Below are 26412 nucleotides of genomic sequence, written 5' to 3' on the forward strand. Positions count from 1 at the left end.
CGACGCCTTCGGAAGGAACCTGCCCATGGCCATCATCGGCCCCGGCCCCGACGATCCCGAGAACGACGCCTACGACCCCGCATGGAAAGACCTGGACACCCCGTTCCGGCGGTGGCTGTTCGAGAAGCTCACCGAGGCTGGCAGCGGCTGCGCTGCTGACATGGCCTCGATGTACGCCCCCGCCAACCGCTACCACGGCATGAGCGACGAGGACCTGGTCCTGCTCGCGATCGCCACCGGCACCACCATCGACGTCGTGCGGGTCGCCCACAAAGCCGACCTCGCTGATTGGGCGCGCGAGCAGCAACTACGAGACCACCCGGACCTTGCTGTCCTCGACGCCGAACTCGACCGGATCGCCGGACGTCACTGAGCAGGGGGCCGCCAACGCGAAAGGCAAGCCGGGCGACTGGGGCTGGGCATGGGTGCCAGTCAGTGAGCAGAACACGCAGAGGGACATTTTGAATAACTTTCACAAAGACAACCGGATCATGGGTGGAGACGCTTTCTGGGTCAAGGTGAACTAGGGCGATGGCTCTCTCCACCGTGCTCCTCTGCGTCACCCACCACGGCTACTGGATCACCGAACCGGCAACAGACTCCGTCACCGACAGCAGTTCCGGAGGCAACGGTCTGGTCTGGCCCGGCCAGGGAACCGCCACGATCTCCTCGGGGCTGGAGGACGGCCCCATTCGCGTCACCGTCGACCCCCGGGACTCCGAGCCGCCCCTCCAACTGGAGGACTGGGACGAGATCGTCGAGGTCTCCGTCCCGTTCGAGACCGACGAAGCCGACATCGAGAGCCTCGGCGGAACCTCCGACGAAGACCCCCCAGTGATGCCGATTTCCGGCGCGGGCCCCGGCTGGTACCGCATCCGCGTCCACGCCCGCGGCCGCGACCGTGGTGCCGAAGTCCTCGACCTCGACCTCGATGAAGAGCCCGTCGAAGAGCACCTGATCCAGTCCTGGCAGGCCCCCGAGGGGCCTGAAATCCGACACAAGATCACAGACGCATATGGGGCGGAACGCCGAGCCCTCGGCGACTGACCGATCGACGGTTCGACACGCAGGCTGCCCGCTACGCCGGATCGGCATACTCCGCGGGCAGCCGGCGCGCCAAAGCCCCCGCCAAATCCCGGGCCACATCGGCGTCTTCGCCGCCCGCCTCGCCCAAGCGCCGCAGCAGTACGACCGCGGCCCGCGCCTCCCCCGCCGACAGCAGAGGCAGCCGCGGACCGCCGTCATCGTCGAGGAAGTCCCACAGGTTCAGCTCCGTCATACACCGACAACCCCGCAACGAGCTCGCAGGACACGGCCTGGCGAGCCACGCGGGGACCAAGGGGCGCCGGGACTGCCGTGCGCCTCCGGCTCGGGATCATCCCCGCACGTGCGGGGCGGGAGTGCAAGGGAGTTGCCAGCAGGGTCAGGGCGGCGCGCCCACCTCGTCGTGCCGGATGTTGGTGATGAGGACGACGCGGTGAACGCGCTGCTCCAGGAACCACCACAGCCAGGGCCCCCGCGCCCACGTGTCCAGGCCAGATATCCCCGACTCCTCCACTGCAGGCAGATCCCCGGCGTACTTGCCGGCCGCCGCCGCGACGAGACCGTCGGCGATCCGCCGAGCCTCTGCCTGCAGCTGCGGAGCCAACGCCCGCATCTGATCGACGGCGTTGCCGTCCAGCTCCCACCGCCAGCCGCTCACGGATCGGGAACTTCCTTCGACGCGACGTCCACGAGGTCCGAAATCTCGGCTGCGTGCACACCCGCCTCCTCTGCCGTCACCGCCCGTCCGACTGCGCCCTCCAGCTCGGCCAGCCGCGCCGCCCGCACCGGGAACCGGCGCAGTGCCACCCACGTCCCCCACCGATGCAGGAACGTGCGCAGCCCGGCCGCGTCCGTGCGAGCGGCCTCCTCCTGTACGGCATGAAACTCCTCCTCGAACCGGGCCGCAGCCTGCGGATCGAGCCTGTTCACAGCCTCCCTCAACGCCCCCGCCGTCAACGGCGGCATCTCCAACAGCGCCCCGTCGCGGGGGACATCGGCGGATCGTGCACTCATGGAAACCTCCAGAATCGTGACGGACGGTGCGGGCGGCGCCATGGGCCGCCCAGTCTGCCCCGGCACCCACAGCCGGGACCCCAGTGAAGGCAACCAGCCCGAACCGGGCGGGATCATCAGGTAGAAGGGGAGGGCGCTGGCCGGAATGGGAGCCGCGGAGGCCGCGCTCCACGGACTCGCCCGGACGCGGCAGAGGCGGCAGCCGACTGACAGGCCAGCTGCCGCCCACACGCCCTGCGCTCAGATCTCGGTCATCTCCAGCGGCGCCGGCAACGGCGACAGGGGAGCCCCCAGCACCTCGCCGAGCAGGGAGACGGCCACGCACCGGCGCAACACCGGATCCTGACCCGACGGCAACGCCAGCACAACCCGGCCGTCCCGACGCACCACCACCCCGCCGAAGAACCGGTCGTCGGCGATGCCCGGATCCACGACGTCGACGCCCAACTCGGCGAGCAGCCGGGGGAGCGGAGTGGCGAGCAACTGCCCCGGGGTGAGGGGCGGGCGGCTGGCAGGCGGGGAAACGGATAAGCTCATAGCGAGCTCCAATCTCACAGGGTTGCGGGTTCATTGGCCGACGAGCTCGGAACTCGCCGGTTGGGGCGGCCGGGTGGCGATGCGTTGCCCGGCCGTTCTTGCTGTGCAGGGAACTTAGTCGTGATCGGATCGGGCCATGGTGATCAAGGGCGATAGCCAGTCACGGCACTCCCGTGAAAAGCAGACTTGACAGATGTCAACAATTGTGAACCATATCTCACCTGCGCGTCTGTCATTTTGCATATGGCCGGAATTGGCACCCCACTACTTGCCGTAGGGGCAGTTCGCGCCCGCCGGAGGACACGCCACCAGCGCCCGCGAGCCATGCCGATCACGCCCCGTCCAGGCGCTTCGGCGCCGCCAGTAGCCCGGCCGTCCGCTCCGTGCGCGCCTCGTTGCCGAACTCCAGCCGGGCCGTTCGCGTCGCTGAATCCGTCTGGCCTCCGGAACGGGGCGCCGGGTCCCCGAGGAGCGCGGCGAACCGGGCGTTGGACGGCCGGGCACCGACCGCGCCGACACGGGCCTCCCACTGGCGGCACACCCCCGTCACGAACGCCTCCACCCCGGCCGGATCCGCCTCCCGCCACGACGGGAACCCCGCCGCCCAACCGCGCGCCACCCCCGCCGAACAGCCGGCCTCCATCAACCGCACCGCCGTATACGCCACATCCACCCACCCCGGGCCGGCCGCCGGCATCGCCCAATCAACCAAGTACGCCCGCCCGGCGGCGACCATCAGATTGTGCGGATTGGTATCCGTGTGCAGCAGCTGCTCCCCGGCCAGCAAGCCGAGCTGCGTGGAGTCGAGGACATCGGCGAACCGGTCCGCGAACCGCGGCACCCCGCCACCCGACACGACCCCGGCACCCTGCACGGCCCGCAGCACATCGCCGACCAGCCGCACATCCGGCGACCCCCACGACAGATCCGCATGCCGCCCGTCGACGAACCCGAACCCCAGCACATCCCACCCCCCGGCCACGACCTGCCAGAACAACTGCGGACTCGCGGCACGCACCAGCGGGTTGACCGCCACCTCCCAGCCCTGCGCAGCCCGGCCGCCCTCGTCCTCGACCGGCACACCCTTCACGAACACCGGCCCCGCGGCCGTCGTCAGGCGCGCCGCCACAGCACACGTCAACCCATCGGTAACCGTGTCCACGTCCAGCACAGGGCCAACGCGCGCCTCAACAGCCCTACGCGTCACCACCGGGAGTTCCTGCCACTCGATACGCAATGCCATCAACGCCTCTCCCGATGGTGGAGACCGCGAGACGCGGCCCCCACCATCATTCAGCCGCCACTACTGCGTCGCGCCGCACTTACGGCAACGTGCCGCACCACTCCACTGCACCCACTCGTGGTCACAGTCGTTGCGAAGAATCACAGAACTCACCTCCCCCCACAGGGGCTGAAAGCCACCACCACCCGAGCGGGTGACGGAAGACGGCCGGACAGGAGCCATCAGCCGAGAGCGGCGCCCGGAGCGCGGCGCGACGGCCTGCGCTTGTGCCGTGCCTGGAGGATGCGCCCGTACAGCGACCAGTTGAACGAGGGCGTCATGCTGAGGTTGAAGAGCGGTGCTTCGCTCTGGATTACCACTCGCTCGATGCTTCCCGCGATCAACCGGTCCGGGTACCACTCGACTTTTCTGCTGGTCACCGTGGGCCACCAGGGCTTGTTCGAGGCGTGGTGCTTCCAGCGTCGGTTCAGGTCGTTGGTGATGCCGACGTACAGCAGGAAGCCGTGGGCGTCGTGGAGGCGGTAGAGAGCGATGCGATGGCCACTGGGGTCAGTCATGACGGGCCTTCCGTCGGCTCCGTTATCTGTATAGGAGAGGTTGCGCTTCCTGTTCAGTGCTGTCAACAGCCTGGGTCGCCTGAGTTACGGATGACCTGTTCAGGGCATGTGATCATCTGTGCATGGACAGGTACGGTTACTGCTACAGATGAATGCCAAGGAGGGCTGCGCCGTGGCTGACGAAGCTCAGGCAGGGAAGACGCGTTATCAGCAGATCGCGGACGAGCTGCGCGCGGAGATCGATGCCGGCGCATACGACGACCAGAAGCGCCTTCCCAGTGAAGCTCAGTTGGCGAGTCGGTTCGGGGTCGCACGCAACACCGTCCGCGACGCCATAGCGATCTTGCATGCTGAAGACCGGACTGAAGCCAGGAAGGGGTCCGGTGTGTACCTGCGGACCTTCAATAGGCTCAGGCGCAATGCCGCTCAGCGGCTTTCGCGCAGTGTTTGGGGTGCCGGGCGCGCCATCTGGGATGAAGACCTCAACGGCCGGTCCCGACAAGAGGACGTCCACATCGCGGAGATCGCCGCGCCGGACCGCATCCGCTCGACCTTCGGGCTGCCGCCCGGCGGCAAAGTCCTACGGCGCAGCCGACTGTACAGAGCTGAAGGGCGTGTCGTTCAGCAATCGCAGGCGTACTACCCTGCGGATCTCGTCGCGGGCACAGCCATCACCAGGCGGGACACCGGTGCGGGCGGGAGCTATGCCCGGCTGGCGGACATTGGGCGCGCGCCGGTGCGCTTCCGCGAAGAGATCAGAACGCGCCTCCCTCTGCCGGATGAAGCGCAGGTGCTAGGCATCACTCTGAGTACGCCGGTTCTATTGATCGCGCGCACAGCCTTCGACGCCGACGGGCAGCCAGTAGAGGTGAACAAGATGATGCTCGACGCGAATAGCTACGTCCTGGAGTACGACTTCACTTCCTGACCTGCGCGAACGCCGAACCCCCCGCCCTTCCCCGGCGGGGGTTCTTTCATGTCCGGCCAAGCTGTATAGAACAGACTGCTAGTCAGAGTCACCTAGGCGCGCTAACTTGTTAGGGACAGCTTCTGTCTGTGGAGCAACTCCACCGCCATGTCTGGGAGTCGTTCATGAGTGAGCAAGCCCCTGTCCAGTCCACGAGGGACAGGCTGCTGTCCGCCGCAGAGGTCGCAGCGCGAATGCGTGTATCGCTCACGACCGTGTACCGCCTCGTGCGAAGCGACGATCTCCGAAGCCACCGCTCGGGGAAGGGTGAGGTCCGGCCGCGCGGTCTGCGCATCTGGGAGACCTCCGTCGAGGCGTACCTCGGCCCGCAGGGCTCTGGTTCGGCCGACGCCGAGGTGGCCTGATGCCGTCTCAGCCGCGCGCTTCCTCTCGTCCTGCCGTCCCGGTCCTCGTGGTCCTGGCCGCTCTGGCTGTGGGTCTGACGGTTCTCCGCGCCTTGTGGTTGGCGGCTGATGGTGCGCCGTGGGCGCAGGCCCTGGCCGTGCTCGGCGCCGTGTTGGCGGCTGGGGCGTCGGAGGTGTCGCTGGCCGCGTCGGTCCGTCGTATCCGTGCCGTGCGCCGCGGGGGTGCCCGGTGACTGCCCAATCTCCTTCTTCTGATTGGAGTTCTGTCATGTCTTTGCCGTCGTGGATGGCGTCTCGTCATGTGGCGAGCCCTATGGATGTGTGGGATGGCGACGTCCTCCCGAGCCGTGGGGCGGTGATGGCGGTCATCCACTACCGGATCTACGACGTGGCCGGCCGGGTGTTGTCGGTCGGGTCGACGCCGAGCCTCGACGAGGTGGCTGCCGATGTCCTCGCGGTCCGTGGCGAGTTCCCGGATGTGGTGTTGCGGGTGGTGCGTTTCGACGGGCCTGCGTGCGGGGGTGGTGTCCGGTGATGTCGGCGATCGTTGCTGCTGCCGCGGCGCTGCTGGGTGTGGTTGTCGCGCAGGTGATGCAGTACTTGACGGTTGCGCGGGCCCGTCGCGTGGAGCTCGCCGAGCAGCGCCGCTCGGCGGCGGCTGACGGTCTGGCTGCCCTGCTGTGCGCGCTGGCCACGGTGCGCGGGGAGTACTGGCGCAAGTTCGTCCGCTTGCAGGCGGGTGTCCCGGAGACCGAGGAGACCCGTGATCCCCGCTGGGATGCGCGCGGAGCGGTGACGGACGCGGTGGACCGGCTTTTCGTGCTGGTCGCCGATCCTGCGGTGCTGGATGCGGCGCAGGACGCGGTGGACGGGGCGTTCGGGCTCGGCGACGCGGTTGATCGGACGGACGCGGAGGCGCAGGCGGCGGGGGAGCGAGCCCGCAAGGCGCACCGGGAGCTGCGGCACGCCGCCGCGGCCCACATCCACGGATCTTCACCTGAGTTGAGGGGTTCCTGATGGGCACTCGTCCCGCGCATGTCCTGGCCGCGGTGCTGGCTGTCGCCCTGGTGGTGGCGTGCCCGCAGGTCCTGGCTGTCACCCTGGCGGCTGCCGCCTGGTCGCTGTCCCAGCCGGTTGTTCTCGGCGCGGCGCTGGCCGTCACCGTCGTGTGGTGCGTCGCCCGGCCCACCGGCACCCACGGCGTGCGAGGGCGGTGGGCGCGATGACCGCATCCCCCGCCCTGACCGGTACCCGCCCCGCCTGGAGGGCTGTTCGCGCCGTCATTTCGGTGGCCGCGTTCCTCACCGTCGGCTGGTCCCTGTTCGCGGTGGCCCGCCACTACGGTGCACCGGCCCCCGTCGCGGTGGCGGTCGTCGCCGTGTTCGACGGCGCCGCCTACGCCTGCCAGCACCTCGCGTCGGAGGCGTCCACAGCCGGACGGTCCGCCGTGTCCGCGCGGCTCGCGGCCCTGGCCATCGCCGGGGGCAGCGTGTACCTGAACCGGTTCCACGCCTCCCTGATCGGCGGGGGACTCGGTGCGACCCTGCTGTTCGCCGCGCCCACCCTGGTGCTGCTGGCGGTCTCCGAGATGGAGTGGGCGGGCCCGCGGGCCGAAGCCCGTGCGCAGCTCGGCGAACGCCCCTTCCGGTTCCCGGCGTTCGGTGGCTGGGCGTGGCTGCTGGCCCCAACCCGTGCCGGGCGGACCGTCAAGGCCCGTGCCGTCGACCACATCAACGGCGCCGGACACGGACACGGTCCGGACAGTGTCCGGACATTCAGTGCCACAGACCGGCTGCGGGAGCACTTCGCGACCCTCGACCCGGCGGAGGCCATCCGGATCGTGCACGAGTCGCAGCCCGCACTGACGCCGCCCGAGCTGGCGTCGCTGCTCGTCGGCTACGGGGTGGTCGTCGACGCCGTGCAGGTGGCGCTCGCGCTGCGGGGGCACCGTGCGGAGACGGTGGTGACCCGGGATCCGGACACTGTCCGGACACCCCCGGACACGGCCGTCGAGCCGGGTGTTGAGCTGGACCCGCAGACGGAACTGACCAGGGCGGACATGTTGTCCGGACAGCGCCCGGACAACATCGCCGACGCTGTCCGGCAGCTGGTGCGCCGCGGAGTGACGGACCGGGCCGAGGTCGTGTTCGTCACCTGTGACCTGCTGGGTCCGGACACGAATCCGGACACGGTCCGCCGCACCTTCGACCGCGTCATCGACAAGGACCCCGCGCCCCCGGACGGCGTGGGGCAGGGCGGCGGCGGCTACGCATGAACGCCGCCCCGCCATCCCCAGCTAGCCCACAGTCACCGCGGTGCGTCGCCGCGCGCACCGCCCCCAGGGAGGGGAACTGAATGTCAGACCACGGATCGGTGTCCGACAGCGGATCGGCGTCCGACCACGGATCAGGGTCCAATCACGGATCAGTGTCCGACAGCGGATCGGCGTCCGACAGCGGATCGATATTCGGCAGCGGATCTGCGAACAACGGCTGGGCTGCGTGGCCATCCCCGCCCAACTACCCGCCGTCAAACGGAGCACCGTCGCCCGCCGCCCAGCTGCGGGCCGCTGGAAGGGCTGCGGCGAAGAGGCCCGTCGGTCCGCCGCCCGCGAAGCAGCGCAAGGGCACGAAGGTCGAGATCGGCAAGGTGAACCTGGCCCCCGACGTGTCCCTGCCTCCGCTGACGTTCAGCTACAACAAAACCACCGTCGTGCAGGGCACCAGCGGCGCGGGAGGGGCCGGCCGGAAGGCGACACCCGGTTCGGGGTTCACCAGCGACGAGGACATCCGCGCCTACTGTGAGGCGCTGCGCAAGGAATCGCGGCCACGAGCGGTCGAGCGGGCCCTCGACTCGGAGGTGCTGGAGTCGGCACTGCGCAGCATCCCCGACGTGCACGGGTCCATGTCGGGGTCGCGGGCCCGGGCCCGCCGCGTCAGCCGCCACCTCAAGAAGATTGCCGCCGCCGAGAAGCTGATCGCCAAGCAGGCGTCAACGCTGTGGGCCGTGTTCACCCGCGAGTTTGAGGCCGAGCTGGCGCAGATCAGCAGCGGGCGGCGGCACGGCGACCCGCGGACGCCTCCCCGGCGGCGCAACGCGTCGGTGTGGAAACAGTGGTGACCGGTTTCGTGGTGGCGGCCGTGATCGCGGCCCTGTTCGCGTGGTGGCTGCGTGACGAGTACGGCGTCCTGGCCCGCGACGCGCTCGTGGCCGCCTCCGTCCTCTGCCTGGTCTACCTGGTGATCGCCGCCCAGTTCCGCTGACACCCCTCCCATCTGCACTGACACCGAGGTGAACGCCGTGGTTGACAGTCCCAAAGCCGAGTTTTGGAAGGCCGTGAAGCACTCCCGCATCCGGCCCTGGCTGGCCACGGCCGCCTCCATGCCTGCAGCTGTCGGAATGCATGCCCTATGGGGCGGCTCGCCCATCGCCGGAGCTGGCCTCACTGTCGCTGCGGGCATCCTGACGGCGACGGCTTGGTGGGCCGGCGACGGTACGACGAAGCCGCGTCGCCTGCACGCCACGCTGTCGACGGCGGCCGGTACCACCTACATGGTCATTGCCACTGTGACCGACCCGTTCGACCCGATGCTCGCGTCGACGTGGGCGATCGGTGGGATGGTCGCGGCCGGGGGCTGGAACATGCGGCAGATCATGCGCGTCAATCCGGACGCGAAGACGGGGGAGCAGCAGGCGGACCAGACGGGCCTGCTGGTGAAGTCGCTGGGCAAGGCGAAGGCCGCTCTGCGCGGGGAGCCGAAGGTAGAGCCGAACAAGGTCACTGCTCCGTACAAGCTGGCCGGCGGCGAGATAACCAACTCGGACCTCGGCAACCGCATCAACAACATCGCTGGCGAGCTGGGGATTTCTCCGAACAGCATCCGCATCGTCGCCGACCCGGAGAACGCCGCGTCCGGTGAGTTCGTGTTCGTGCCCAAGGACATGCTCACCGACGGCGCCCCCTACCCAGGCCCGTCAGCACCCGGTGCCTCCATCACCGAACCGGTCCAGGTCGGCATCTACGAAGACGGCGAGACCGAGCAGTTCTGGTTCCCCGCCTCCGAGGAAGAGCGCCGCAACGCCACGCACTTCTCCGTCACCGGGATGAACGGCTCCGCCAAGTCCACCGGCATGACGTGGGCCATCATCGAGGCCCTGACGAGGCGTGACGCCATCGTGTGGGCGATCGACGCCGCGAAGGGCATGCAGACCCTCGGCCCGCTGCTGCCCTACCTGGACTGGGTCGAGATGACGATGCCCGGCGGCAACTCGATGATCGATGCGCTGCCGCAGGTCATCACCGCCCGCGCTGACGAGCTTGGCCGCCACGGCTTCAAGAACTGGACGCCCGAGGCGTTCGAGAAGCTCGGCATGCCCTATCTGATCGTGTGGATCGAGGAGTCGGCGAAGTTCTTCCGCGACGGCGCCGAACTCGAAGCCGTCGTCGAAGCGCTCCGCTCCGCAGGCGGCAGCGTCATCGTCAGCCAGCAGCGACCCTCCGCCACCTCCATGCCCACCGACGTGCGGGAGCAACTCGGCGGAGCCCTCTGCTTCGGAGTGAAGGGCTCCACGACCGCCGACATGGCGCTGCCCGACGACGTGCGTGATGCAGGAGCCAGGCCCGAAGCGTGGGAGAACCGCAAGCCCGGCTACAACTACCTCTGCGCGCCGGGTGTGGACGAGGAGCGGTACGCCATGAAGGCCCGCACCTGGAACCCGATCCCGGACGACGAGATCCGCGCCGTGCTGGAGCGGTGTTACACGCCCACTCCGGGCGGTGCGACGACGACGACCGCCGCGGGTGAGGCGTATGCCAACCGCCGGATCTACCTGCCCGGCCAGTCTCTGACCAGCATCGATGCCAAGGAGACCGTGATGACCAAGGAAGGCGAGGCGCGGGAGGAAGAGGCCCTGCTGGAGCGCCAGGTGCTGCGCGACGTCAATGAACTCGTCGGCGACGACGGCGACGGGCCCGAACCGGACGTGGACCCCGACGAGGAGATCCAGCCCGTTCCGGTCAACTCGGAGTGGCGGTTCCCGATACCGGCCGTGCAGCACGTTGAGCACACCCCGGAGGAGGCTGTCGCCGAGCTCCACCTGATGCTCCAGGAGTGGCGTACCGGGGGACGGACGTTCGTCGGGCCCAAGGACTTCGCTCCGTTCGGCAAGGGCTCCCGTATCGGCCGTTCGCGGGCCTGGATCTCCGTCAAGCTCACCGACCTTGCGGATGAGGGCGTGCACGTGGAGGAGACCGAGGAGGCGGGGGTGTACAAGCTGTTGTATCCGTCGCTGACACCGGCTTGATCTGCGGTGATACCGGGCTGACACCCGCTGACAGCGGATCAAGGTGTCAGTGGGGGTGTCAGCGCCGCTGACACCCCTCCCCGCCTTAGGTCAATGCGTGTGCGCGCGCGAGCTGACACCCGCTCCTGACACCGCCCTGCTGTCAGTCAGGGCAAACCCCTACAAACCGAAGGATGCTGTTATGCGCTTCGAACCGCCCCGCTACGAGTGGACCGTTGCCAACGCCTACGACGCGGAGAAGGTCCTTGCCGCTGCAGGGGCTTTGATCCAGGCGCACATGGACACCCTTGAGCCCGATGCGAGCGGCCAGTGGGACGCCAAGCGTCTGTCGCCGCTGCGCCTGGAGATCAGGCTCGACCTGACGCCTGTCGTCGAGCGGATCAACGACAAGCGCGCGGCCGACACCGTTGTGAGCGCCGGCTCCACTCCGGAGGGCTGACCGGTGGCCGTCTTCCTTCGCCGCCCCCGCCGTCGCGCGGTACGCCGCCGTCGCATGTCGGGTGCTGCTGTTGTCGTCATCGCGGTGCTCGTGCTGACGGTGGCGCGTCAGGCCGCCGAGCACCCCGCGGTAGCCGTCGCCGTCGTGGCCGCCCTCCTAGCCCTCGCGGCCGCGGCGTGGTTCGTCCGCCGTCGGCTCGGGCGAGCCTGGCGGTCCCGTGCCCGCGGCGCCTTGTACGCAGCGGATGTGCACGCGATGACGCCCGAGGGCTTCGAGGTGCATCTGGCGGATCTGTGCCGTCGGGACGGGTGCACGCAGGTGCGGGTCGTCGGCGGGGCCGGGGACCTGGCGGCCGATGTCCTGTACGTGGATCCGTCGGGGCGGCGGGGGCTGATCCAGGCGAAGCGCTATCGGGCAGGCAACAGCGTCGGCAGTGAGCACGTGCAGATGGTCAACGGCACGTACCGGGACGCCCACGGCTGCGCCCACGCGTCGATCGTCACCAGCAGCCACTTCACCCCGGCTGCCGCCGCCTTCGCCCAGCGCGTCGGGGTTGAGCTGGTGGATGCGCGGCGGCTGGAGGCGTGGCAGGCCGGGCAGCGGGGTGCGGCTCCGTGGCACGGGCGTCCGGGGCTGGCGGCCTGACGGTTGCCCGATCCGCCTGTCTCGCACGGGCGGTGAGGGGAGCCGGGACAGTCCGTCCCCGCCCGCCACGCAGAAAGGAGCCCGCCATGGGCTTGTTCCGCCGCAGGAGTAGCCCCGAGCAGATCATGCGCAACGAGGCCGAGGCGGCCGATATGTGCAAGGAGAACGAGGCCGAGGCCGCCGCTACGGGCGAGTCCGTCTACGGCATCAGCGAAGACGGATGGGCCGCCCGCGCCGAGAATTTCCAAGCCGAGGCCAACTATCTCAAGGACCAACTCGACCGCAAGCGAGGCTGACCCGCAATGAACCGGCAGTGCCCGCCCGGCGAGTGCCCCCAGTGCTGGCACCACGCGCATGTGCTGCACAACGTCTGGTCCTCCGGCTACGAGCCGTCGACGGAGGACTGCGGACCGTGCGTGGACCACATGCGCCACGGCTGCCCCAACGTCACGCCGAAGAAGTCCCGCTGACGACTGCGATCTGAGAGAGGACTCCGTGTCCCATCTGCCCGAGCCGCGTCCGTGCCCGATGCCGGGCTGGCCGACGCTCGACGACTACCAGCGGCCCGTGTCGGGTCCGGTGGAGCTCGCCGCTGAGCGGCCTGCGGTGGTGTGGGTGCCGGGCCCGGACGGGCAGATGGTGCCGGTCCTCCGGGAGCACCTGCCCGCAGCCGCGCCGGTGGCCACCCAGCCGCGTGACCTCACCCCGCAACCGCTTCTCGACCGGCAGGCGCAGCGCATGCTCGGCGGCGGCATCGGAGCCGGAGCGGCCGGCGCGGGCATCGGCTGGGGCTTCGGCCAGGCCGCCGCGGGCGTCGCCGCGGTCGGCGGCTCCAGCGCCCTCCTCGTCCTTGCCCTGCTGTGGCTGGCCGCCCGTGTCGGCGGCGGACGAGGCGGCGACACGTACCACGTCACCCAGCACGTCACGAACAACAACCGGTGGTGGGGCTCCAGCTCCACCCATATGTGAAGGAGAACCGCGTGACTGCCCAGACCGAACAGCCCAGTACCACCGTGCCGCAGACCACCGACTACCACTACGTGACCACCGTGCTGACGGCCGGCGGCATGTACAACACCCGCGACGGCGTCGTGTCCGTCCCTGCGGGGTTCACCCGCGCCGCGTGCTTCCAGCGCCTGCTCAAGCAGTTCACTGACGAGTACGGCAGCCCGATCAGCGTCCTGCACTTCTCCCTCGGACCCAACCAGCTCTGACCCGCCCCACAGAGGAGACCGCCGTGAACAAGAACCTCATCACCCCTGGCCCGGCCACCCCGAAAGGCACCCCCATGATGCCCATCCCGGGCGACGGCACCGAGTACGAGGGCCAGCGCACCACCGTCGCTGTCGCGCTCCTCGCCGTCGCCCAGTGCCCCCACGGCCACAACGTGACCTACAGCGTCCCGGACGCCTCGGGCGCCGCCCGTCAGACGGGCAAGGCACGCACGTGGGCGGTCGAGCACGCCGACACCTGCACCGGGCCGGACGAGGCCGGCGAGGCAGCCGAAGCCGTCAGGGCCGAGCTGAAGAATCGGGCCGTGTACCTGATGGTGGAGATGGCCAAGGTCGAGCGGGCGGGCGCCTCCACGCGTCCGATCCACGAGAAGCTGCAGGCTGCCATCGACGAGGCCGTGGCAGCCGGAGTCCTGCTGGGCGAGTTCGCCGACGAGGCCGACATCCGGTTCGCGATCTACATCCTCAGCAGTCAGCTCCACGACTACGAGCCGCGCATCGACTACGAGGGTGACGGCCGCGGCGTCTCGGCCCGGGAGGAGGCCGACGAGTACCGCCGGGAAGCCGCCGCGAAGCAGAACGACAACGCCGTCGGGGTGACGCCGTGACCCAGGCCCCGGGCGCGCCCAGCGTCGTCGTCGGCACGCGCCAGACTCCGATGCCTGTCGAGGAAGTCTTCAACATCAACGACTTCCGGTCCAACCTCGGGCCCGAAGGCACCGACTACTTCTTCAACGGCCACCTCGCCGCCGATCAGATCACTGACCTCTACTACGCGGTCTACCCCGAACATCGCAGTCAGGTTCCCCACGCCGTTGATGCCGCCAGCATCCGCCACACCTGGACCCAGTTCACCGCACACGCCGACGACTGCTACCTGGTCACCGGCGACGACGAGGAACCCGGACCCCTCGACTTTGAGGAGGACTACGACCTGTGCACCTGCGCGTCCTCCGATGACACGGAACTGGGCACGGGCTACGAACAGCGCCACGTCCATCCCGCCCAGAAGGGGGCGCACGGCGCCATCCCCGTCACCTGGGTGTCCATCCCCATGGCCCAGCGGGGGCCGAGGGAGGCGGCGCGGTGACCGACGTCTGGAACGGCAGGCCGCTGCCGGAGCGCGGCGTGGCCCACACGACGATCAACTACCGGCTCTACGACGCGCGGACCGGCCAGCTCCTCAGCTTCAACTCCACCAACAGCTTGGACTCGCTCGTCACCGACGTCCTGCGCACCCAGCAGGAGCACCCCAATGCCCGGATCGCCGCTGTCGAGTACGACGGCCCCGCCTGGCGATAGGAGAACCCCATGGTCAGCTACAAGCCCGGTGACGAGATCATCGTGACCAACCCCGAGCAGCCCACCGGCCACCAGGGCGGCGAGACCGGCATCGTCGTCAGCACCGGCAGTGTCTGCGGAACTCAGGTCGTACAGATCCAGGAAGACCGCGACGGCTCACTGACAGGCGTCTACCCCGAAGAGATCACGAAGCGGTAGGAGGACGGCCCATGCCCACCACCACGATCACCGCCGACGGCATCATCCGACGCTACGCCGCCGACATCGCCTACGTCGCCGAGAAGCCCCCGTCGACCGACCTCGACGGGTTCATCGACCAGCTCGACACTGCCGCCTCGCGCTACGGCATGGCCGGCATCAACGGACACGAGGGCTTGGAGACCGCCGTCGCCTACCTCGGCGAAGCCCGCAACGCCGCAGACGTGACCGACCGCACTGTCTTCCTGCGCCGGGCCGACGACCTTCTCTACTCGGTCGTCTGGGACATGACGCAGGAGTACCGCGACATGGTCGGCCCCCGCCCCCGCCCCCGTCCTCGACGGCGGCGTCGGGGTGGCGGCGCGGCGGCCTGACCGGCACCGCCGACACATGAGCCTGGACACCAAGGGCTGACCACAGCAACCGGGGCGCCACCCTGCCTGGACAGCGGGGTGACGCCCCACCCACACCCACCGATAGGAGCACACTGATGCCAAGCATCGCCATCGGCTCAGCCACCCGCGCGGGCACTGATGCCGACAACGCCGACGCCGCGATGTCCTACACGGCCGCCGACGGGACGGTAGGTGCGGCCGTCATCGACGGCATCGGCCACAGCCCCGGCACCTCCGACATCGCCCCCGTCCTCGCCGAAGTCGCCGCCCGTGTCGCCGCCCAGCGCGGGCCCCTGGCGGGCTTGCTGTCCGCCGCGCAGCTCGTAGCGGACGGAGGGCCGGACGGGGACGGCCCCAACGCCGTGGCCGTCGTGGCCGAAGCCCGGACCGGCGGCGACACGGTGGTCGACTGGGTAGGGGACTGCGTCGCCTACGGATGGGACGGCAAGAGCCTCAAGCGCTACACCACCCTCCACACCATGGGCGAGCAGCTACGCCGTAACGGTGGCGTCGCCGTGGAGGTGGCCGAAGCCCACGACAACTGGATTACGACGGACCTCGCCGATGCTGTGGTCGCCACCGTCTGCGAAGTCGTCATCCCCGGGCGGCTGGTGATCCTCGCCAGCGACGGGGTGCACGACCAGATCGACCACGGCTGCCTGGAAGCGCTCGTGTGCGACCATCACGACAACCCGCAGGCGCTGGCCGACGCCATCGTCGCCGCCGCCGAGGCCGACACCGACGGGTACCGCGACGACGCCACCGCCGTGGTCATCGCTCACGCCTGACGGTCACTCTCTGCCAGAGCGCCCCCGGCCGTGCGCGTTCGTCGGGGGCGTCCCTGCGGCGGTGGCCCGGCCCATCCACCGATCGCGGCCCGCGATCGGCATGACCCGCCCGAGCGGCACCAGCCCCAGCGCCGTGCACATGCGGTCAACTCCCGCCGCGACGGCCGCTTCCGAGTCGCCCATCACGATGTAGACCTCGCTCATGCGCCCAGCGTGACGGCGCTGGTGGGCGGCGGGGCCGGATCGTCGAACCTCGCCTGTCCCGCTTGACACGCCACATGCACCGAAGCCATGATCTGTTCAACTAGTGATATTGCGCTCCGAGGCCGCCCCGACCGGGTGGCCTTTCGTATGCAGGAGGTGACATGCCCCTCCTCATCACCACCGCCGAAGCCGCCCTCTACACCGGCCGCAGCATCGGCACCATCTGGCGGTGGGCATCCGAAGGCCGCATCACCCGCCACGGCGCCGGCCGCACCGTTCGCTACGACCTCGACGAACTCCCGCACGCCGCCCGCGACGACCACACTGGCGAGCTGCTGCTCGGCGACCCGCCGCCCCTGCCCGCCGGCCGCACCGCGGCCTGACCGAAGGAGGCGCCCGTGGCCGACAACCTGACCAACAGCGGCGAGAACCGCATGCTGGACTGGCTGTTCGGGACGGCGACGACCGCCCCCGTCCTCCCCATGAAGATCGCCCTCGTCACAGCCACTGGGGACGATGCGACGGCGGGTACGGAGGTCACCGGCGGCTCCTACAGCCGCAAGACCATCACCGTTGCCGCGGCCGCCAGCGGGGCCGTCGCCAACAGCGCCGATCTCGTGTGGGCGGGGATGCCTGCGTGCACGGTCGTCGGCGCGGAGCTGTGGGACTCCGCGACGGTCCCGGTGCGGTGGGCCTACGCACCGCTCACCGCGTCCCGCACGGTGGCGGTCGGCGACGACTTCAAGATCCCGGCTGCTGCGGCTTCGTGGACGCTCTCCTGACCGGAGGTTCCCATGGGTCTGATCAGCGGACTGGTTGACAACTTCAACGACAGCGTCGTCGGCCCCGAGTGGGGGAACTTCTATGGCGGGGTGTCCGAGGTCGGGGGCCGCGCCCGTGTTCCGTGCGGGGCCGGGTTCGCCGGGTACCAGTCGGCATACCAGTGGACGCTCACCGGATCCGCCGTGTACGTGCAGGTCCCCACCCGCCCGGCAGCGAGCACCGCGGCGGAGGCGTACTGCCAGTTCATGGTCAACAGCGGGACCGACGGCACACGCATCGGCTTCACGATCAACGTCGTCGCGGGCGTCCTCCGCATGCAGTCCGACGCCGCGTACTTCGACCCCACCGCCATGGAGATCCCCTACTCCGGCACGGCACACCTGTGGCTGCGGATCAGCGAGACCGGCGGCAACGTCCTCTGGGACACCAGCCCCGACGGCACGGCGTGGACGAACCGCCGCACCCTCGCCACACCCGGCTGGGTCACCACCGGCATCAGCACCTGTGCCCTCGACCTGTCCGCCCACCGCGACGCCGGCACCGTCGACTTCGCCGAGTTCGACCGCGTCAACACCCTCTCCAACGCCGCCGTCGTCGAATGCGCCACGGCCTTCGGCGCGCAGGGCGCGATGGCCGCCGCAGGCACCCGCACCGCCGTCGGCACCGCCCCGCACACGATGCAGAGCAACATGAGCACCGGCACCCGCCTCACCGCCACCGCCACCGCCGCGGCGGCCTTCGGGAGCACCTTCACCGCCTCCTCGGACGGAGCGGACCTCGCCGACGTCGACGTCACCGTCCGGCCGCCCGCGAGTGGCTTCAGAGTGGGGGCACCGTGGACCTAGCAGCGTCGTCCACCGAGTACGTTCACGTGCCCGTGATGGTCGCCCTCAACGGCAGCCCCCTCACCCCCAGCACTCCGCCGAAGGTCGCGTTCCTCGCCACCGAAGCCAACCCCACGGCGGGCGACTGGCGCACCGCCGAATGGCACGGGACCACCGCGCGGCTCCTCGTCGGCCCCGCAAGCGGAGCGCTCACCCTCGCGCCGGGCGCGTACTGGACGTGGATCACTTTCGCTGCGGGCGCCGAGACGCCCGTCTACCGAGCCGGTCGGCTCACGGTCTACTGAGGAGCCCCCATGGCACGCACCGCCCTGACCGCCACGCAGGCGTCGCGCGCGGGTACCACCCTGCCCGCCGCCGTCCCCGGCGACGCCACGAACGGGCACGCGCTCGTCAACGACGGACGCGTCGCCTTGATCGTCAAGAACACCGGGTCGACGGCACGGGCGATCACGTTCGTGCTGACGCGGACCGTCGACGGGCTCGCCGTCACCAGCCGCGTCGAAACCCTCCCCGCAGGCGAGAGCCAGCTTTTCGGCCCCTTCGACCCCAACGACTACGGCACCACGCTGACCTTCGACGTCGCGCACGCCGAACTCACCCTCAGCGCGGTGCGGATCTGAGCCCCGCAATGGCCCGCATCCAGATCCTCGAACTCCCCGAAGGCAGCGGCGACGACAGGCCACCGTTCGTCCTCATCGTCGACCAAGTCGATGAGGACACGGCGAAGGACATCGCCCGCTGGCCCGACGACATCTCGCAGCGCCTCGGCGCACGACACGTCATCTGCTTCGCCGCGACCATCGACATCCCCGCCAACGACGTGCCTCTCGACAAGGACGGCAGCCCGCTCCCGCTCAAGGTCCGCGTCGAGGGCGAGTTCGAGAAGTTCCGTGAGCAGGTGCAGGACGAGATCGGCAAGGCGGAGCGCGAGTTCCGGAGCAGGCTGCTCTAGTCCCTGAACGAGCCGTCCGCGCGCCGCAGGTGATTGCCGAGCAGGTGCTTGCACTGCGGGCAGTGCCTGCGCGTCCCCCGCTTCACCACCAGACTGATGCCGACCGTGCACAGGTGCAGGAAGCCCACCGTCCAGTCCTGCGCCCACCGCACTACACCGGGCTTCGTACACGTCGTGCAGTCACGACAACCAGCAGCCACCACGAACCCCCTAGCGTCACACGCACCCCTGCGCGTGGCCCCCTGATGTGACCACTCACAAGTGATCAATAGGGCTGAGTCACCCAACTGTGACCAAGCAGGAGGCGAACCATGCCCACCGCACCACCCACCCGATGCGGACGCGTCGACTGCACCAACATCGCCACCCGCCGCGGACGATGCGACGACTGCCAGCCCGAACCGTGGCGCAACCGGCCTTCCCCTCAAGAGCGTTACGGCATGAGCAGTGGCACCATGCGCGCCCTCAAACGCAAGGTCACCCAGCGCGACAACGGATGCTGCTACGTCTGCGGCGGCGAAGACGCCGACGAACTGGAGCACATCACCCCCGTCGGCCAAGGCGGCGCAACCCGCGACCTCGGCAACCTCGGACTGATCCACTCCGATCCCTGCCACCGGATAAAGACCGCTCGCGAAGCAGTCGAAGGCACCGAACGTGCTCGCGCCCGGCGGCGGGGAGGGGAGTCGTGATCACGGCCGAAGATCATCAGGGGACCGCTGCGGCCAGAGAGGAGGGCGCATGCTCAAGCCCATACCCCCCCTGACCTGCGATTATGCCTCTGACCTGCAAAGATGCCCTCAAGGGGGTGTCTCGTGCCCTCCCCCAAGCCGCGGCCTGCCGGTCTGAAGCTCGTCGAGGGCCGTTCTCCTGGCCGCGATTCGGGTGGCCGCAAGGTGCCCGAGCCGCTGGCCTTCAAGCGGGTCCCTCCAGAGCCTCCGGAGTGGCTGCCGGATGAAGCGCTGGCGGAGTGGGAGCGGGTGGTCCCGGAGCTTGCACGTATGGATCTGCTGAAGCCGGTGGACCGGTCGGCGTTGACGGCGTACTGCCTGACGTGGGACCGGCTGGTGCAGGCGCAGCGGGAGATGCAGGAGGACGGGTCGGTGCTGGCGAGCAACTCGCAGGGCCGTGTGCGGCATCCGGCGGTCGCGGTGATCGAGGCGGCGTCGAAGGAGTTGCGGTCGTGGGCCGGCGAGTTCGGTCTGACTCCGTCGGCGGAGTCGAGGGTCGGCCGGCAGGAGGCGGACGGTGGCGACGAAGCGAACCCGTTCGCCGGCTCCGGCTGATCCGGGGATCAGTGCCGAGGTCGCCTGGTACTTGAAGGAGCGGGGTATCCCGCTGCCGGACTGCCCGCCGAAGGTGCAGACGCCGAACCCGGGGGAAGCGCCTGGCGCGGTGTTCGACCCGGGCCGGGTGGATCGGATACTGCGGAGTTTCCATCTCCTGCGGCACACGCAGGGCAAGTGGGCGGGTAAGCCGCTGGATCCGGATCCGTGGCAGGTGGCGTACATCATCGCGCCCGTCTTCGGCTGGGTGAGGTGGGAGGACGAGGCTGAGGGCTACGTGCGGATCGTCCGCAAGCTGTATGTGGACGTGCCCCGCCGTAACGGGAAGACGACGCTGTCGGGTGGCATCGCGGTGTACCTGATGGCGGCCGACTCGGAGCCGGGCGCGCAGGTGTATGCGGCGGCGACGAACGAGAAGCAGGCCCGGTACACGTTCGATCCGATCAAGACGATCGCGGAGCGGGCGCCGGCGCTCAAGGGCAACGTCCGCGCCTTCACCAAGAAGATCACCCACCCGGCCAGCGGCTCCTACTTCACGGTCGTCTCGTCGGTCGCGGAGGCGATGCACGGCGCGAACGTGCACGGCGGGATCATCGACGAGCTGCATGTCCACAAGAGTCCGGACTTGGTGGAGACGATCGAGACGGGTACGGGCTCGCGTCGCCAGCCGCTCGTGGTGATCATCACGACGGCGGACGAGGGCAAGCAAGAGTCGATCTACGACCGGAAGCGGCAGTACGTCGAGCAGCTGGCCCGCGGCGCGCTGCACGACCCGGATACCTACGGGGTGGTGTGGGGCGCGGAGGAGACGGACAGCCCCTTCGAGGAAGCCACCTGGAGGAAGGCCAACCCCGGGTATGGGGTGTCGCCGAGCGCGGCGTACCTGCGAGGTGCGGCGGCCGAGGCGCAGCAGTCGCCCGCAGACCTGGCGAAGTTCCTGCGGCTGCACCTGGGGATCCGCACGAAGCAGTCCACCCGCTTCCTGACGATGACGGCGTGGGACAACAACGCGGGCATGGTCGACGAGGAGGCGTTGGCGGGCCGCGACTGCTGGGGCGGCCTCGACCTCGCGTCGAGCAGCGACTTGTGCGCGCTGTGCTGGCTGTTCCCGACCGACGGGGACGGCACCCTCGATGCGCTGTGGCGGTTCTGGACACCCGAGGACAACCTCAAGGCGCTGGACAAGCGCACGGCGGGCGCGGCGACGAAGTGGGTACGGCAGGGCTACCTGACGGCCACTCCCGGCAACGTCGCCGACTACGACTTCATCGTCGAGCAGATCAAGCGTGACCGGGACGCGTTCACCGTCAAGTCCATCGGCTTCGACCCGTGGAACGCGAGCCAGTTGACGAACACGCTGGTCGCGGAGCGGGCGCCGATGGTGAAGGTGCGGCAGGGCTTCGCGACCATGTCGCCGGTCATGAAGGAGATCCAGCGCCTCGTACTCCAGGGCCGCCCGGAGGCGCCGGCGCTGCGGCACGGCGGGCACCCGGTGGTCCGATGGTGCGTCGACAACCTCGCTGTGGTTATGGATCCGGCGGGCAACGTGAAGCCCGACAAGGCCAACTCCGGCGACAAGATCGATGGTGTGTCGGCGCTGGCGACGGCGATGGCGGAGATCGTGGCCCGGCCCCCGAAGCGCCGGTCCGCTTATGAGGACGCCGACGAAATGATGATCGTGTGACGGGGGTGGGGCATGTTCGCGTGGCGCCGCACAGCGGTCCGCCGGAGGGTCGTGGTGAACCTGCCGGACAAAGCGTTCGCCGGGGTGATGTGGGCCAGACGCGGGCCGCTGCTCGTACTGCGGGACGCGGAACTGCTGGAGGCCGGGCGGGAAGCGCAGCGCGTGGACGGCGAAGTCGTCATCGAGCGCTCGAAGGTCGAGTTCCTGCAAGTCCTGGCGGGCAGCTGATGGCATTCGTGGTCTCCGCCGGACGGCTGCAGCTGACCGGCCCCGGATCGCTCATGGCGTATGGGGCGATGAGGCCGCTGTCCGGCGCGTCATGGGAGTACGCGGCGATCTGGCGCGCCCAGCCCCAGGTCCGCACCGTGATCAGCTTCCTGGCCCGCAACATCGCCCAGCTCGGTCTGCACACCTTCCGCAGGATCTCGGACACGGACCGGGAGCGGCTCACCGACCACCCGCTGGCTCAGCTGCTCGCGGCACCGCTGCCGCGGATGACGACGTACCGGCTCGTCGAGCGGCTCGTGGCGGACCTCGCCATCTACGACGAGGCGTACTGGATCAAATGGCGGCAGGGGGACGCGCGGCTGCTGCTGCCGGTACCGCCCACCCTGATCCGCCCGGCCCGGGGCAACTGGATTGCCCCGGACCACTATGTGGCCGCCGGTGGCATGGAGTTCGCCCCGGACGAGGTCCTGCACTTCCACGGCTACTCGCCCGAGGATCTGGTGTGCGGGGCGTCCCCGCTGGAGTCGCTGCGGTCGCTGCTGCTGGAGGAGCGGGAATCCTCCAGGCAGCGGGCGGCGATGTGGCGCAACGGGGCGCGGGCGACCGGTGTGCTGGTCCGGCCGGCCGAGGCGGAAGTGTGGTCGCCGGAGGCGAAGCGCCGGTTCAGTGAGATGTGGCGGCAGTTTTCGCAGGGCGGCGGCGCGGAGGGCGGCACCCCGATCCTGGAGGACGGCATGACGTATGCGCCGATCGCCATCGACCCGCAGAAGGCTCAGTACATCGAGGCGAGGAAGCTGACCCGCGAGGAGGTCGCGGCGGCCTATCACATCCCTCCGCCGCTGGTCGGGATCCTTGACCACGCCACCTACTCGAACATCACCGAGCAGCACAAGATCCTGTACCAGGACACGCTCGGCCCGTGGATGACGATGATCCAGCAGGAGATTGGGGCGCAACTGCTGCCCGACCTGCCCGACAGCCAGGGCGTGTACGCCGAGTTCAACATCGCGGAGAAGATGCGGGGCTCCTTCGAGGAGCAGGCGGTCGCGGCGTCGACGGCCACCGGCGGCCCGTGGATGACCCGCAACGAACAGCGTGCCCGCTTCAACCTGCCGCAGTTGCCGGGCGGCGACGAGCTGATCACCCCGATGAACGTCACCGAAGGGGGTCTTGCCTCGCCGCGGGACACCGTTCCGGAGCCCGACGCCGTCCCAAAAGGGACGGCCGCCCCCCTGGCAAAGGCCGGGCGGCCGACCGCCGATGAGGAACGCCAGGACTTCGCCGACGCCCTGCGGGAGCTCTCCGCCGGCCAGTTTGCCGCCCTGATTGCCTCCGGCCCGGGCGGCGCGGAGGCTGTGCAGGCGTGGTGGGCGGACGGCCGGGACGTCCGGCAGGCGCGGACGCTGCGCGTGATCCGGGACTTCATGGTCCGTATCGCGCGGGCCGGGGCCTGGGACGTCCTGGACGAGGTCAATCCGTCGGCTGAGGGCTGGGATGCCGAGGTGATGGACGGCTGGCTCGCTGCTGCGGCCCTGCACCACACCGAACTGCACGACGCGGCGGGCGAGCAGGCCGCGGCGACCGCGGCCGGAGACGCGCCGCCTGAGGAAGAGGGCGGCATCGGCGGGGCGCTGGCGCTCGCCGCGGCCGCATGGGCGGCTGCGGCCGCGGTACGGGCTGTCACCGCAGCGACCGAGGCTCGCAGTTTCGGCGGGCACGATGCGGCAGGGGCGTCCGGACTGACCCGCAAGACATGGCGCGTCGCCAGCGGCGATCCGCGCGCCGCGCACCGGGCGCTCAACGGCCAGACCGTCGGCCTCGACGATCTGTTCAGCAACGGCCTGCGCTGGCCGGGGGACAGCGGCGGTGACGCCGGTCAGACGGCGAACTGCCGCTGCCGCCTGACGTACACGAGGGAGTGACGATGCGGATCAAAAGCTGCCCCGTGCGCATCAAGGCTGCGGGCGAGCACGAGGGCACCGACGAGGGCGTATTCGAGGCGATCGTCGCCGCGTACAACCTGGACTCCGTCGGCGACAAGATCGCCCCCGGTGCGTTCGCCGAGACCCTTGCCGAGTGGAAGAGCCGCGGCGATCCGATTCCGGTCCTGTGGTCGCACATGTCGCACGACCCCGAATACCACATCGGTGAGGTGCTGGAGGCCGAGGAACGCCCCGAGGGCCTGTGGGTGAAGGCCCGCGTCGACCTGGATGAGGGCACCAAGGCCGCGCAGGTGTACCGGCTGATGAAGGGCCGTCGGGTGACCCAGTTCTCCTTCGCCTACGACGTGGAGGAGGGCTCGTGGGTGGAGCGGAAGGACGGGCCCGGCTACTACGAGCTGCGGAAGCTGACGCTGTACGAGGTCGGCCCCACCCTGATCGGCGCCAATCAGGCCACCGAACTGATCGATGTGAAGTCCGCTTCAGGGGACGCTCTGCGCGTCACCCTCAACGGGCCCGCGACCGCCTCTGCTGACGCTGTGCGGGCTGCCGTCGAGAAGGCCATGGACGACCACATCATGCACGTGCGCCAGGCCGTTGACGCGGCCATCGACGCCAAGGCCGGCAGGACGCTGTCGGCTGCGAACGAGGAGCGTGTCCGCGAGATCGCGCGCCTCTCTACGGAGCTGCTGGACTCCGTCAGTTCCAGCACGGAAGACGCCGAGAAGGCCACGCCGACCCCGCCTGAGCCCGCCTCGCCGCAGAAGCCTGCGGCCAAGGCGGCAGAGGCCCGGCCTGGCACCGCCTCATCCCGTCTGCGCACCGACATCGAGGTGCTGTGCCTCGATGCGTCCACGCTCACGGACTGAGGAGCCACATGAGCAAGGTCAAGGAGCTCACCGATGAGCTCACGCACCACCTGACGGAACTCAAGACCATCTCGGAGAAGACCGAGACCGAGGACCGGGACTTCACCGACGAGGAGCGGTCCCTGGTCACCGAGCATATGGAGAAGGCGAAGGCCGCCAAGGAGCTGCTGCAGAAGGCGAAGGCCGACGGTGACATGCTGAAGGCCATCGCCGACCTGGGCGACGGCATCGGCCTGAACGACACCAAGGCCGAGAAGCGCACCCCGGCCGGGCTGATCGTCCCGGAGCGCCAGTCGATCGGCGAGCACTACGTCGAATCCACGGAGTACAAGAGTCTCCTGGCCACCGCCCCCAACGGGGGCTTCGGGGCGAAGCAGCGCGTGCAGTCACTGCCGATGGGCTTCAAATCCCTGGTCACCGGCACCAGCGACACGAGCGCAGGCGCGTTCGTCCGCAACGACTACCTCGGCCTTCAGGTCGGCCCTGAAGCCTTCCAGCGCCCGCTGACGCTGCGGAGCGTCGTCACCCCCGGCTCGACCACGTCCGACACGATCGAGTACGTGCGGATGACCAGCTACACCAACGCCGCCGCACCGGTCCCGGAAGCCACCTCGACGGCGGCCCCGACCGCGCCGGGCGGCGCGGGCGCTCTCGTACCCAACGCCGGTGGCGGCTACAAGCCCGAGTCGGCGCTGGCCGCAGCGAAGGTCACCACCCCGGTGCGGACCATCGCCCACTGGATTCCGATCACCAAGCGGGCCCTGTCCGATGCCGCACAGATCCGCACCCTCATCGACGCTTTCCTCCGCTACGGCCTGGAGGAGGAACTCGAAGACCAGATGATCGGCGGTGACGGCACCGGGGAGAACTTCGAGGGCCTCGCCAACGTCTCCGGAGTGCAAGCGCAGGCGTGGGACACCAACGCGCTCACCACGCTCCGCAAGGCCAAGACCAAGGTCCGCCTCGTCGGACGCAGCATCGCCAACGCCTACCTCCTCAACCCCGCCGACCTGGAGACCGTCGACCTGCTCCAGGACAACGAGGGACGCTTCTACTTCGGCGGGCCCGGCGGCGTCGGCTCCGCGAGTGTGCTGTGGGGCCTGCCCGTCATCGAGACCGAGGCCGTCCCCGCAGGCATCGGGTACGTCGGGGACTTCCGCAAGTGCATCCTGTGGGACCGCGAGCAGGCGTCGGTGACGATGACCGACTCCCACGCCGACTTCTTCGTCCGCAACCTCGTCGCGATCCTCGCCGAGATGCGCGCCGGTTTCGGCGTCATCCAGCCGGCCGCGTTCGTCAAGGTCGACCTCACCGCCTGACAGGAGACCCCCATGGCATACCTGAACCCCGGTGCGGGAGCGGCACGGGAGGGCAAGCAGGCCACGGCGGCCGCGAACGCCGCAGCGATGACGACCACAGCGGCAGCCGGCGCGAGCCCGACGAAAGCCGAGTTCGACAAGGTCGTCACCGACCTCGGCGTGTTGCGCACTGCCCACAACGACCTGCTGGCCAGGCTGCGGACCGCCGGAATCCTGGCCCCGTGACGCTGATCAGCTCGCGGACGGCCGGAGGGCGGTGCCCGGTATGCGGC

The 26412-nt window shown here is 69.6% G+C and carries 45 protein-coding genes; 37 read left to right on the forward strand and 8 right to left on the reverse strand.

All coding sequences use genetic code 11. From position 1 onward, the window contains the following. Nucleotides 1-25: 25 nt before the first annotated feature. Both AC07AB_RS12265 and AC07AB_RS12270 read left to right on the forward strand, forming a co-directional pair. Nucleotides 26-373 (forward strand): hypothetical protein, encoded by a 348-nt coding sequence (locus AC07AB_RS12265; RefSeq protein ID WP_478564197.1) that lies wholly within the window; start codon nucleotides 26-28, stop codon nucleotides 371-373. 158 nt (nucleotides 374-531) lie between these two features. Continuing rightward, a complete protein-coding gene (locus tag AC07AB_RS12270; RefSeq protein WP_478564199.1) occupies nucleotides 532-1047 on the forward strand; it encodes a hypothetical protein in 516 nt (171 codons plus the stop codon). 31 nt (nucleotides 1048-1078) lie between these two features. Here the strand turns inward: AC07AB_RS12270 and AC07AB_RS12275 are convergent, their stop codons facing one another. The 6 genes from AC07AB_RS12275 to AC07AB_RS12300 form a co-directional block, all read right to left on the reverse strand. Next, entirely contained in the window at nucleotides 1079-1279 is a 201-nt protein-coding gene (locus AC07AB_RS12275; protein WP_478564202.1) for a hypothetical protein, read from the reverse strand. 144 nt (nucleotides 1280-1423) lie between these two features. Further along, a complete protein-coding gene (locus AC07AB_RS12280) occupies nucleotides 1424-1702 on the reverse strand; it encodes a hypothetical protein (protein WP_478564205.1) in 279 nt (92 codons plus the stop codon). Beyond that, nucleotides 1699-2058: a hypothetical protein gene (locus AC07AB_RS12285; RefSeq protein WP_478564208.1), complete on the reverse strand. Its 360-nt coding sequence runs from the start codon at nucleotides 2056-2058 to the stop codon at nucleotides 1699-1701. Before AC07AB_RS12285 ends, AC07AB_RS12280 begins: the two co-directional genes overlap by 4 nt. Before the next feature lie 240 nt (nucleotides 2059-2298). Further along, nucleotides 2299-2595 carry a hypothetical protein gene (locus AC07AB_RS12290; protein WP_478564210.1) on the reverse strand — a complete coding sequence of 99 codons (297 nt, stop codon included), beginning with the start codon at nucleotides 2593-2595 and terminating at the stop codon, nucleotides 2299-2301. A gap of 331 nt (nucleotides 2596-2926) precedes the next feature. Continuing rightward, the gene (locus AC07AB_RS12295) at nucleotides 2927-3838 is read right to left on the reverse strand and encodes a phosphotransferase (RefSeq protein WP_478564213.1); all 912 of its coding nucleotides are present in this window, start codon (nucleotides 3836-3838) and stop codon (nucleotides 2927-2929) included. 221 nt (nucleotides 3839-4059) lie between these two features. Continuing rightward, nucleotides 4060-4395: a GIY-YIG nuclease family protein gene (locus tag AC07AB_RS12300; RefSeq protein ID WP_478564216.1), complete on the reverse strand. Its 336-nt coding sequence runs from the start codon at nucleotides 4393-4395 to the stop codon at nucleotides 4060-4062. Nucleotides 4396-4567: 172 nt separating this feature from the next. On the opposite strand from AC07AB_RS12300, the gene AC07AB_RS12305 reads away from it, so the two are divergent. The 21 genes from AC07AB_RS12305 to AC07AB_RS12405 all read left to right on the forward strand — a co-directional run bounded on the left by AC07AB_RS12305 (nucleotide 4568) and on the right by AC07AB_RS12405 (nucleotide 16030). Beyond that, nucleotides 4568-5323 (forward strand): GntR family transcriptional regulator, encoded by a 756-nt coding sequence (locus tag AC07AB_RS12305; RefSeq protein ID WP_478564219.1) that lies wholly within the window; start codon nucleotides 4568-4570, stop codon nucleotides 5321-5323. 164 nt (nucleotides 5324-5487) lie between these two features. Beyond that, a complete protein-coding gene (locus AC07AB_RS12310; RefSeq protein ID WP_478564222.1) occupies nucleotides 5488-5727 on the forward strand; it encodes a helix-turn-helix domain-containing protein in 240 nt (79 codons plus the stop codon). Between the two features lie 358 nt (nucleotides 5728-6085). After that, entirely contained in the window at nucleotides 6086-6262 is a 177-nt protein-coding gene (locus AC07AB_RS12315) for a hypothetical protein (protein WP_478564225.1), read from the forward strand. After that, the gene (locus tag AC07AB_RS12320) at nucleotides 6262-6744 is read left to right on the forward strand and encodes a hypothetical protein (protein ID WP_478564228.1); all 483 of its coding nucleotides are present in this window, start codon (nucleotides 6262-6264) and stop codon (nucleotides 6742-6744) included. Before AC07AB_RS12315 ends, AC07AB_RS12320 begins: the two co-directional genes overlap by 1 nt. Further along, entirely contained in the window at nucleotides 6744-6953 is a 210-nt protein-coding gene (locus AC07AB_RS12325; protein ID WP_478564231.1) for a hypothetical protein, read from the forward strand. Before AC07AB_RS12320 ends, AC07AB_RS12325 begins: the two co-directional genes overlap by 1 nt. Continuing rightward, entirely contained in the window at nucleotides 6950-8002 is a 1053-nt protein-coding gene (locus tag AC07AB_RS12330) for a hypothetical protein (protein ID WP_478564234.1), read from the forward strand. Before AC07AB_RS12325 ends, AC07AB_RS12330 begins: the two co-directional genes overlap by 4 nt. Before the next feature lie 152 nt (nucleotides 8003-8154). Continuing rightward, complete coding sequence (gene traA, locus AC07AB_RS12335) at nucleotides 8155-8847, forward strand: plasmid transfer protein TraA (RefSeq protein ID WP_478564237.1); 693 nt, start codon at nucleotides 8155-8157, stop codon at nucleotides 8845-8847. Beyond that, nucleotides 8844-8990 carry a hypothetical protein gene (locus AC07AB_RS12340; protein WP_478564240.1) on the forward strand — a complete coding sequence of 49 codons (147 nt, stop codon included), beginning with the start codon at nucleotides 8844-8846 and terminating at the stop codon, nucleotides 8988-8990. The genes traA and AC07AB_RS12340 overlap by 4 nt, the downstream gene beginning before the upstream one ends. 37 nt (nucleotides 8991-9027) lie before the next feature. Then, complete coding sequence (locus tag AC07AB_RS12345; protein WP_478564243.1) at nucleotides 9028-11031, forward strand: plasmid transfer protein TraB; 2004 nt, start codon at nucleotides 9028-9030, stop codon at nucleotides 11029-11031. 181 nt (nucleotides 11032-11212) lie between these two features. Further along, complete coding sequence (locus AC07AB_RS12350) at nucleotides 11213-11470, forward strand: hypothetical protein (protein ID WP_478564246.1); 258 nt, start codon at nucleotides 11213-11215, stop codon at nucleotides 11468-11470. 54 nt (nucleotides 11471-11524) lie between these two features. Then, on the forward strand, nucleotides 11525-12115 hold the full coding sequence (locus AC07AB_RS12355) for a restriction endonuclease (protein ID WP_478564249.1): 591 nt from the start codon (nucleotides 11525-11527) through the stop codon (nucleotides 12113-12115). A gap of 86 nt (nucleotides 12116-12201) precedes the next feature. Beyond that, the gene (locus AC07AB_RS12360; RefSeq protein ID WP_478564252.1) at nucleotides 12202-12411 is read left to right on the forward strand and encodes a hypothetical protein; all 210 of its coding nucleotides are present in this window, start codon (nucleotides 12202-12204) and stop codon (nucleotides 12409-12411) included. A 6-nt stretch (nucleotides 12412-12417) separates the two neighbouring features. Next, nucleotides 12418-12585: a pRL2-8 gene (locus AC07AB_RS12365; protein ID WP_478564255.1), complete on the forward strand. Its 168-nt coding sequence runs from the start codon at nucleotides 12418-12420 to the stop codon at nucleotides 12583-12585. Nucleotides 12586-12610: 25 nt separating this feature from the next. Next, the gene (locus AC07AB_RS12370) at nucleotides 12611-13084 is read left to right on the forward strand and encodes a hypothetical protein (RefSeq protein ID WP_478564258.1); all 474 of its coding nucleotides are present in this window, start codon (nucleotides 12611-12613) and stop codon (nucleotides 13082-13084) included. A gap of 11 nt (nucleotides 13085-13095) precedes the next feature. Then, nucleotides 13096-13329, forward strand: a complete 234-nt coding sequence (locus AC07AB_RS12375; RefSeq protein ID WP_478564261.1) for a hypothetical protein — start codon at nucleotides 13096-13098, stop codon at nucleotides 13327-13329. A gap of 23 nt (nucleotides 13330-13352) precedes the next feature. After that, nucleotides 13353-13955 carry a hypothetical protein gene (locus tag AC07AB_RS12380; protein WP_478564264.1) on the forward strand — a complete coding sequence of 201 codons (603 nt, stop codon included), beginning with the start codon at nucleotides 13353-13355 and terminating at the stop codon, nucleotides 13953-13955. Beyond that, nucleotides 13952-14437, forward strand: a complete 486-nt coding sequence (locus AC07AB_RS12385) for a hypothetical protein (protein ID WP_478564267.1) — start codon at nucleotides 13952-13954, stop codon at nucleotides 14435-14437. Before AC07AB_RS12380 ends, AC07AB_RS12385 begins: the two co-directional genes overlap by 4 nt. After that, on the forward strand, nucleotides 14434-14649 hold the full coding sequence (locus AC07AB_RS12390; protein WP_478564270.1) for a hypothetical protein: 216 nt from the start codon (nucleotides 14434-14436) through the stop codon (nucleotides 14647-14649). Before AC07AB_RS12385 ends, AC07AB_RS12390 begins: the two co-directional genes overlap by 4 nt. A gap of 9 nt (nucleotides 14650-14658) precedes the next feature. Then, nucleotides 14659-14847 (forward strand): hypothetical protein, encoded by a 189-nt coding sequence (locus tag AC07AB_RS12395; RefSeq protein ID WP_478564273.1) that lies wholly within the window; start codon nucleotides 14659-14661, stop codon nucleotides 14845-14847. A gap of 11 nt (nucleotides 14848-14858) precedes the next feature. Continuing rightward, nucleotides 14859-15221: a hypothetical protein gene (locus AC07AB_RS12400; protein WP_478564276.1), complete on the forward strand. Its 363-nt coding sequence runs from the start codon at nucleotides 14859-14861 to the stop codon at nucleotides 15219-15221. 116 nt (nucleotides 15222-15337) lie between these two features. Next, complete coding sequence (locus AC07AB_RS12405) at nucleotides 15338-16030, forward strand: hypothetical protein (protein ID WP_478564279.1); 693 nt, start codon at nucleotides 15338-15340, stop codon at nucleotides 16028-16030. Between the two features lie 3 nt (nucleotides 16031-16033). Here AC07AB_RS12405 and AC07AB_RS12410 read toward each other — a convergent pair whose 3' ends face one another. Next, a complete protein-coding gene (locus AC07AB_RS12410) occupies nucleotides 16034-16234 on the reverse strand; it encodes a hypothetical protein (protein WP_478564282.1) in 201 nt (66 codons plus the stop codon). Nucleotides 16235-16395: 161 nt separating this feature from the next. Between AC07AB_RS12410 and AC07AB_RS12415 the strand changes: the two genes are divergently transcribed. From AC07AB_RS12415 to AC07AB_RS12440, 6 genes are read left to right on the forward strand one after another with little or no spacing between them, the layout of a single operon-like run. Next, nucleotides 16396-16617: a helix-turn-helix domain-containing protein gene (locus AC07AB_RS12415; RefSeq protein WP_478564285.1), complete on the forward strand. Its 222-nt coding sequence runs from the start codon at nucleotides 16396-16398 to the stop codon at nucleotides 16615-16617. A gap of 15 nt (nucleotides 16618-16632) precedes the next feature. Beyond that, nucleotides 16633-17016 (forward strand): phage tail fiber protein, encoded by a 384-nt coding sequence (locus tag AC07AB_RS12420; protein WP_478564288.1) that lies wholly within the window; start codon nucleotides 16633-16635, stop codon nucleotides 17014-17016. Between the two features lie 12 nt (nucleotides 17017-17028). After that, the gene (locus tag AC07AB_RS12425) at nucleotides 17029-17862 is read left to right on the forward strand and encodes a hypothetical protein (protein ID WP_478564291.1); all 834 of its coding nucleotides are present in this window, start codon (nucleotides 17029-17031) and stop codon (nucleotides 17860-17862) included. Beyond that, nucleotides 17853-18146: a hypothetical protein gene (locus AC07AB_RS12430; RefSeq protein ID WP_478564294.1), complete on the forward strand. Its 294-nt coding sequence runs from the start codon at nucleotides 17853-17855 to the stop codon at nucleotides 18144-18146. Before AC07AB_RS12425 ends, AC07AB_RS12430 begins: the two co-directional genes overlap by 10 nt. 9 nt (nucleotides 18147-18155) lie before the next feature. Beyond that, entirely contained in the window at nucleotides 18156-18482 is a 327-nt protein-coding gene (locus AC07AB_RS12435) for a hypothetical protein (RefSeq protein WP_478564297.1), read from the forward strand. An 8-nt stretch (nucleotides 18483-18490) separates the two neighbouring features. Further along, complete coding sequence (locus AC07AB_RS12440; protein ID WP_478564300.1) at nucleotides 18491-18814, forward strand: hypothetical protein; 324 nt, start codon at nucleotides 18491-18493, stop codon at nucleotides 18812-18814. Here AC07AB_RS12440 and AC07AB_RS12445 read toward each other — a convergent pair. Further along, a complete protein-coding gene (locus AC07AB_RS12445; RefSeq protein WP_478564302.1) occupies nucleotides 18811-18966 on the reverse strand; it encodes a hypothetical protein in 156 nt (51 codons plus the stop codon). The genes AC07AB_RS12440 and AC07AB_RS12445 overlap by 4 nt on opposite strands. A gap of 159 nt (nucleotides 18967-19125) precedes the next feature. Between AC07AB_RS12445 and AC07AB_RS12450 the strand changes: the two genes are divergently transcribed. The 8 genes from AC07AB_RS12450 (at nucleotide 19126) to AC07AB_RS12485 (ending at nucleotide 26365) form a co-directional block, all read left to right on the forward strand. Further along, entirely contained in the window at nucleotides 19126-19506 is a 381-nt protein-coding gene (locus AC07AB_RS12450) for an HNH endonuclease (protein ID WP_478564305.1), read from the forward strand. A 123-nt stretch (nucleotides 19507-19629) separates the two neighbouring features. Continuing rightward, nucleotides 19630-20100 (forward strand): phage terminase small subunit P27 family, encoded by a 471-nt coding sequence (locus AC07AB_RS12455; RefSeq protein WP_478564308.1) that lies wholly within the window; start codon nucleotides 19630-19632, stop codon nucleotides 20098-20100. Continuing rightward, on the forward strand, nucleotides 20063-21784 hold the full coding sequence (locus AC07AB_RS12460; RefSeq protein WP_478564310.1) for a terminase large subunit: 1722 nt from the start codon (nucleotides 20063-20065) through the stop codon (nucleotides 21782-21784). The genes AC07AB_RS12455 and AC07AB_RS12460 overlap by 38 nt, the downstream gene beginning before the upstream one ends. A 54-nt stretch (nucleotides 21785-21838) precedes the next feature. After that, nucleotides 21839-22012: a hypothetical protein gene (locus AC07AB_RS12465; RefSeq protein WP_478564313.1), complete on the forward strand. Its 174-nt coding sequence runs from the start codon at nucleotides 21839-21841 to the stop codon at nucleotides 22010-22012. Then, nucleotides 22012-23934: a phage portal protein gene (locus AC07AB_RS12470; protein WP_478564316.1), complete on the forward strand. Its 1923-nt coding sequence runs from the start codon at nucleotides 22012-22014 to the stop codon at nucleotides 23932-23934. Before AC07AB_RS12465 ends, AC07AB_RS12470 begins: the two co-directional genes overlap by 1 nt. Before the next feature lie 2 nt (nucleotides 23935-23936). Then, nucleotides 23937-24821: an HK97 family phage prohead protease gene (locus AC07AB_RS12475; protein ID WP_478564319.1), complete on the forward strand. Its 885-nt coding sequence runs from the start codon at nucleotides 23937-23939 to the stop codon at nucleotides 24819-24821. Nucleotides 24822-24829: 8 nt separating this feature from the next. Then, entirely contained in the window at nucleotides 24830-26140 is a 1311-nt protein-coding gene (locus AC07AB_RS12480) for a phage major capsid protein (protein WP_478564322.1), read from the forward strand. Nucleotides 26141-26152: 12 nt separating this feature from the next. Beyond that, the gene (locus AC07AB_RS12485) at nucleotides 26153-26365 is read left to right on the forward strand and encodes a hypothetical protein (RefSeq protein WP_478564325.1); all 213 of its coding nucleotides are present in this window, start codon (nucleotides 26153-26155) and stop codon (nucleotides 26363-26365) included. Nucleotides 26366-26412: the final 47 nt, after the last annotated feature.

The organism is Streptomyces sp. NPDC044033 (assembly GCF_056434425.1).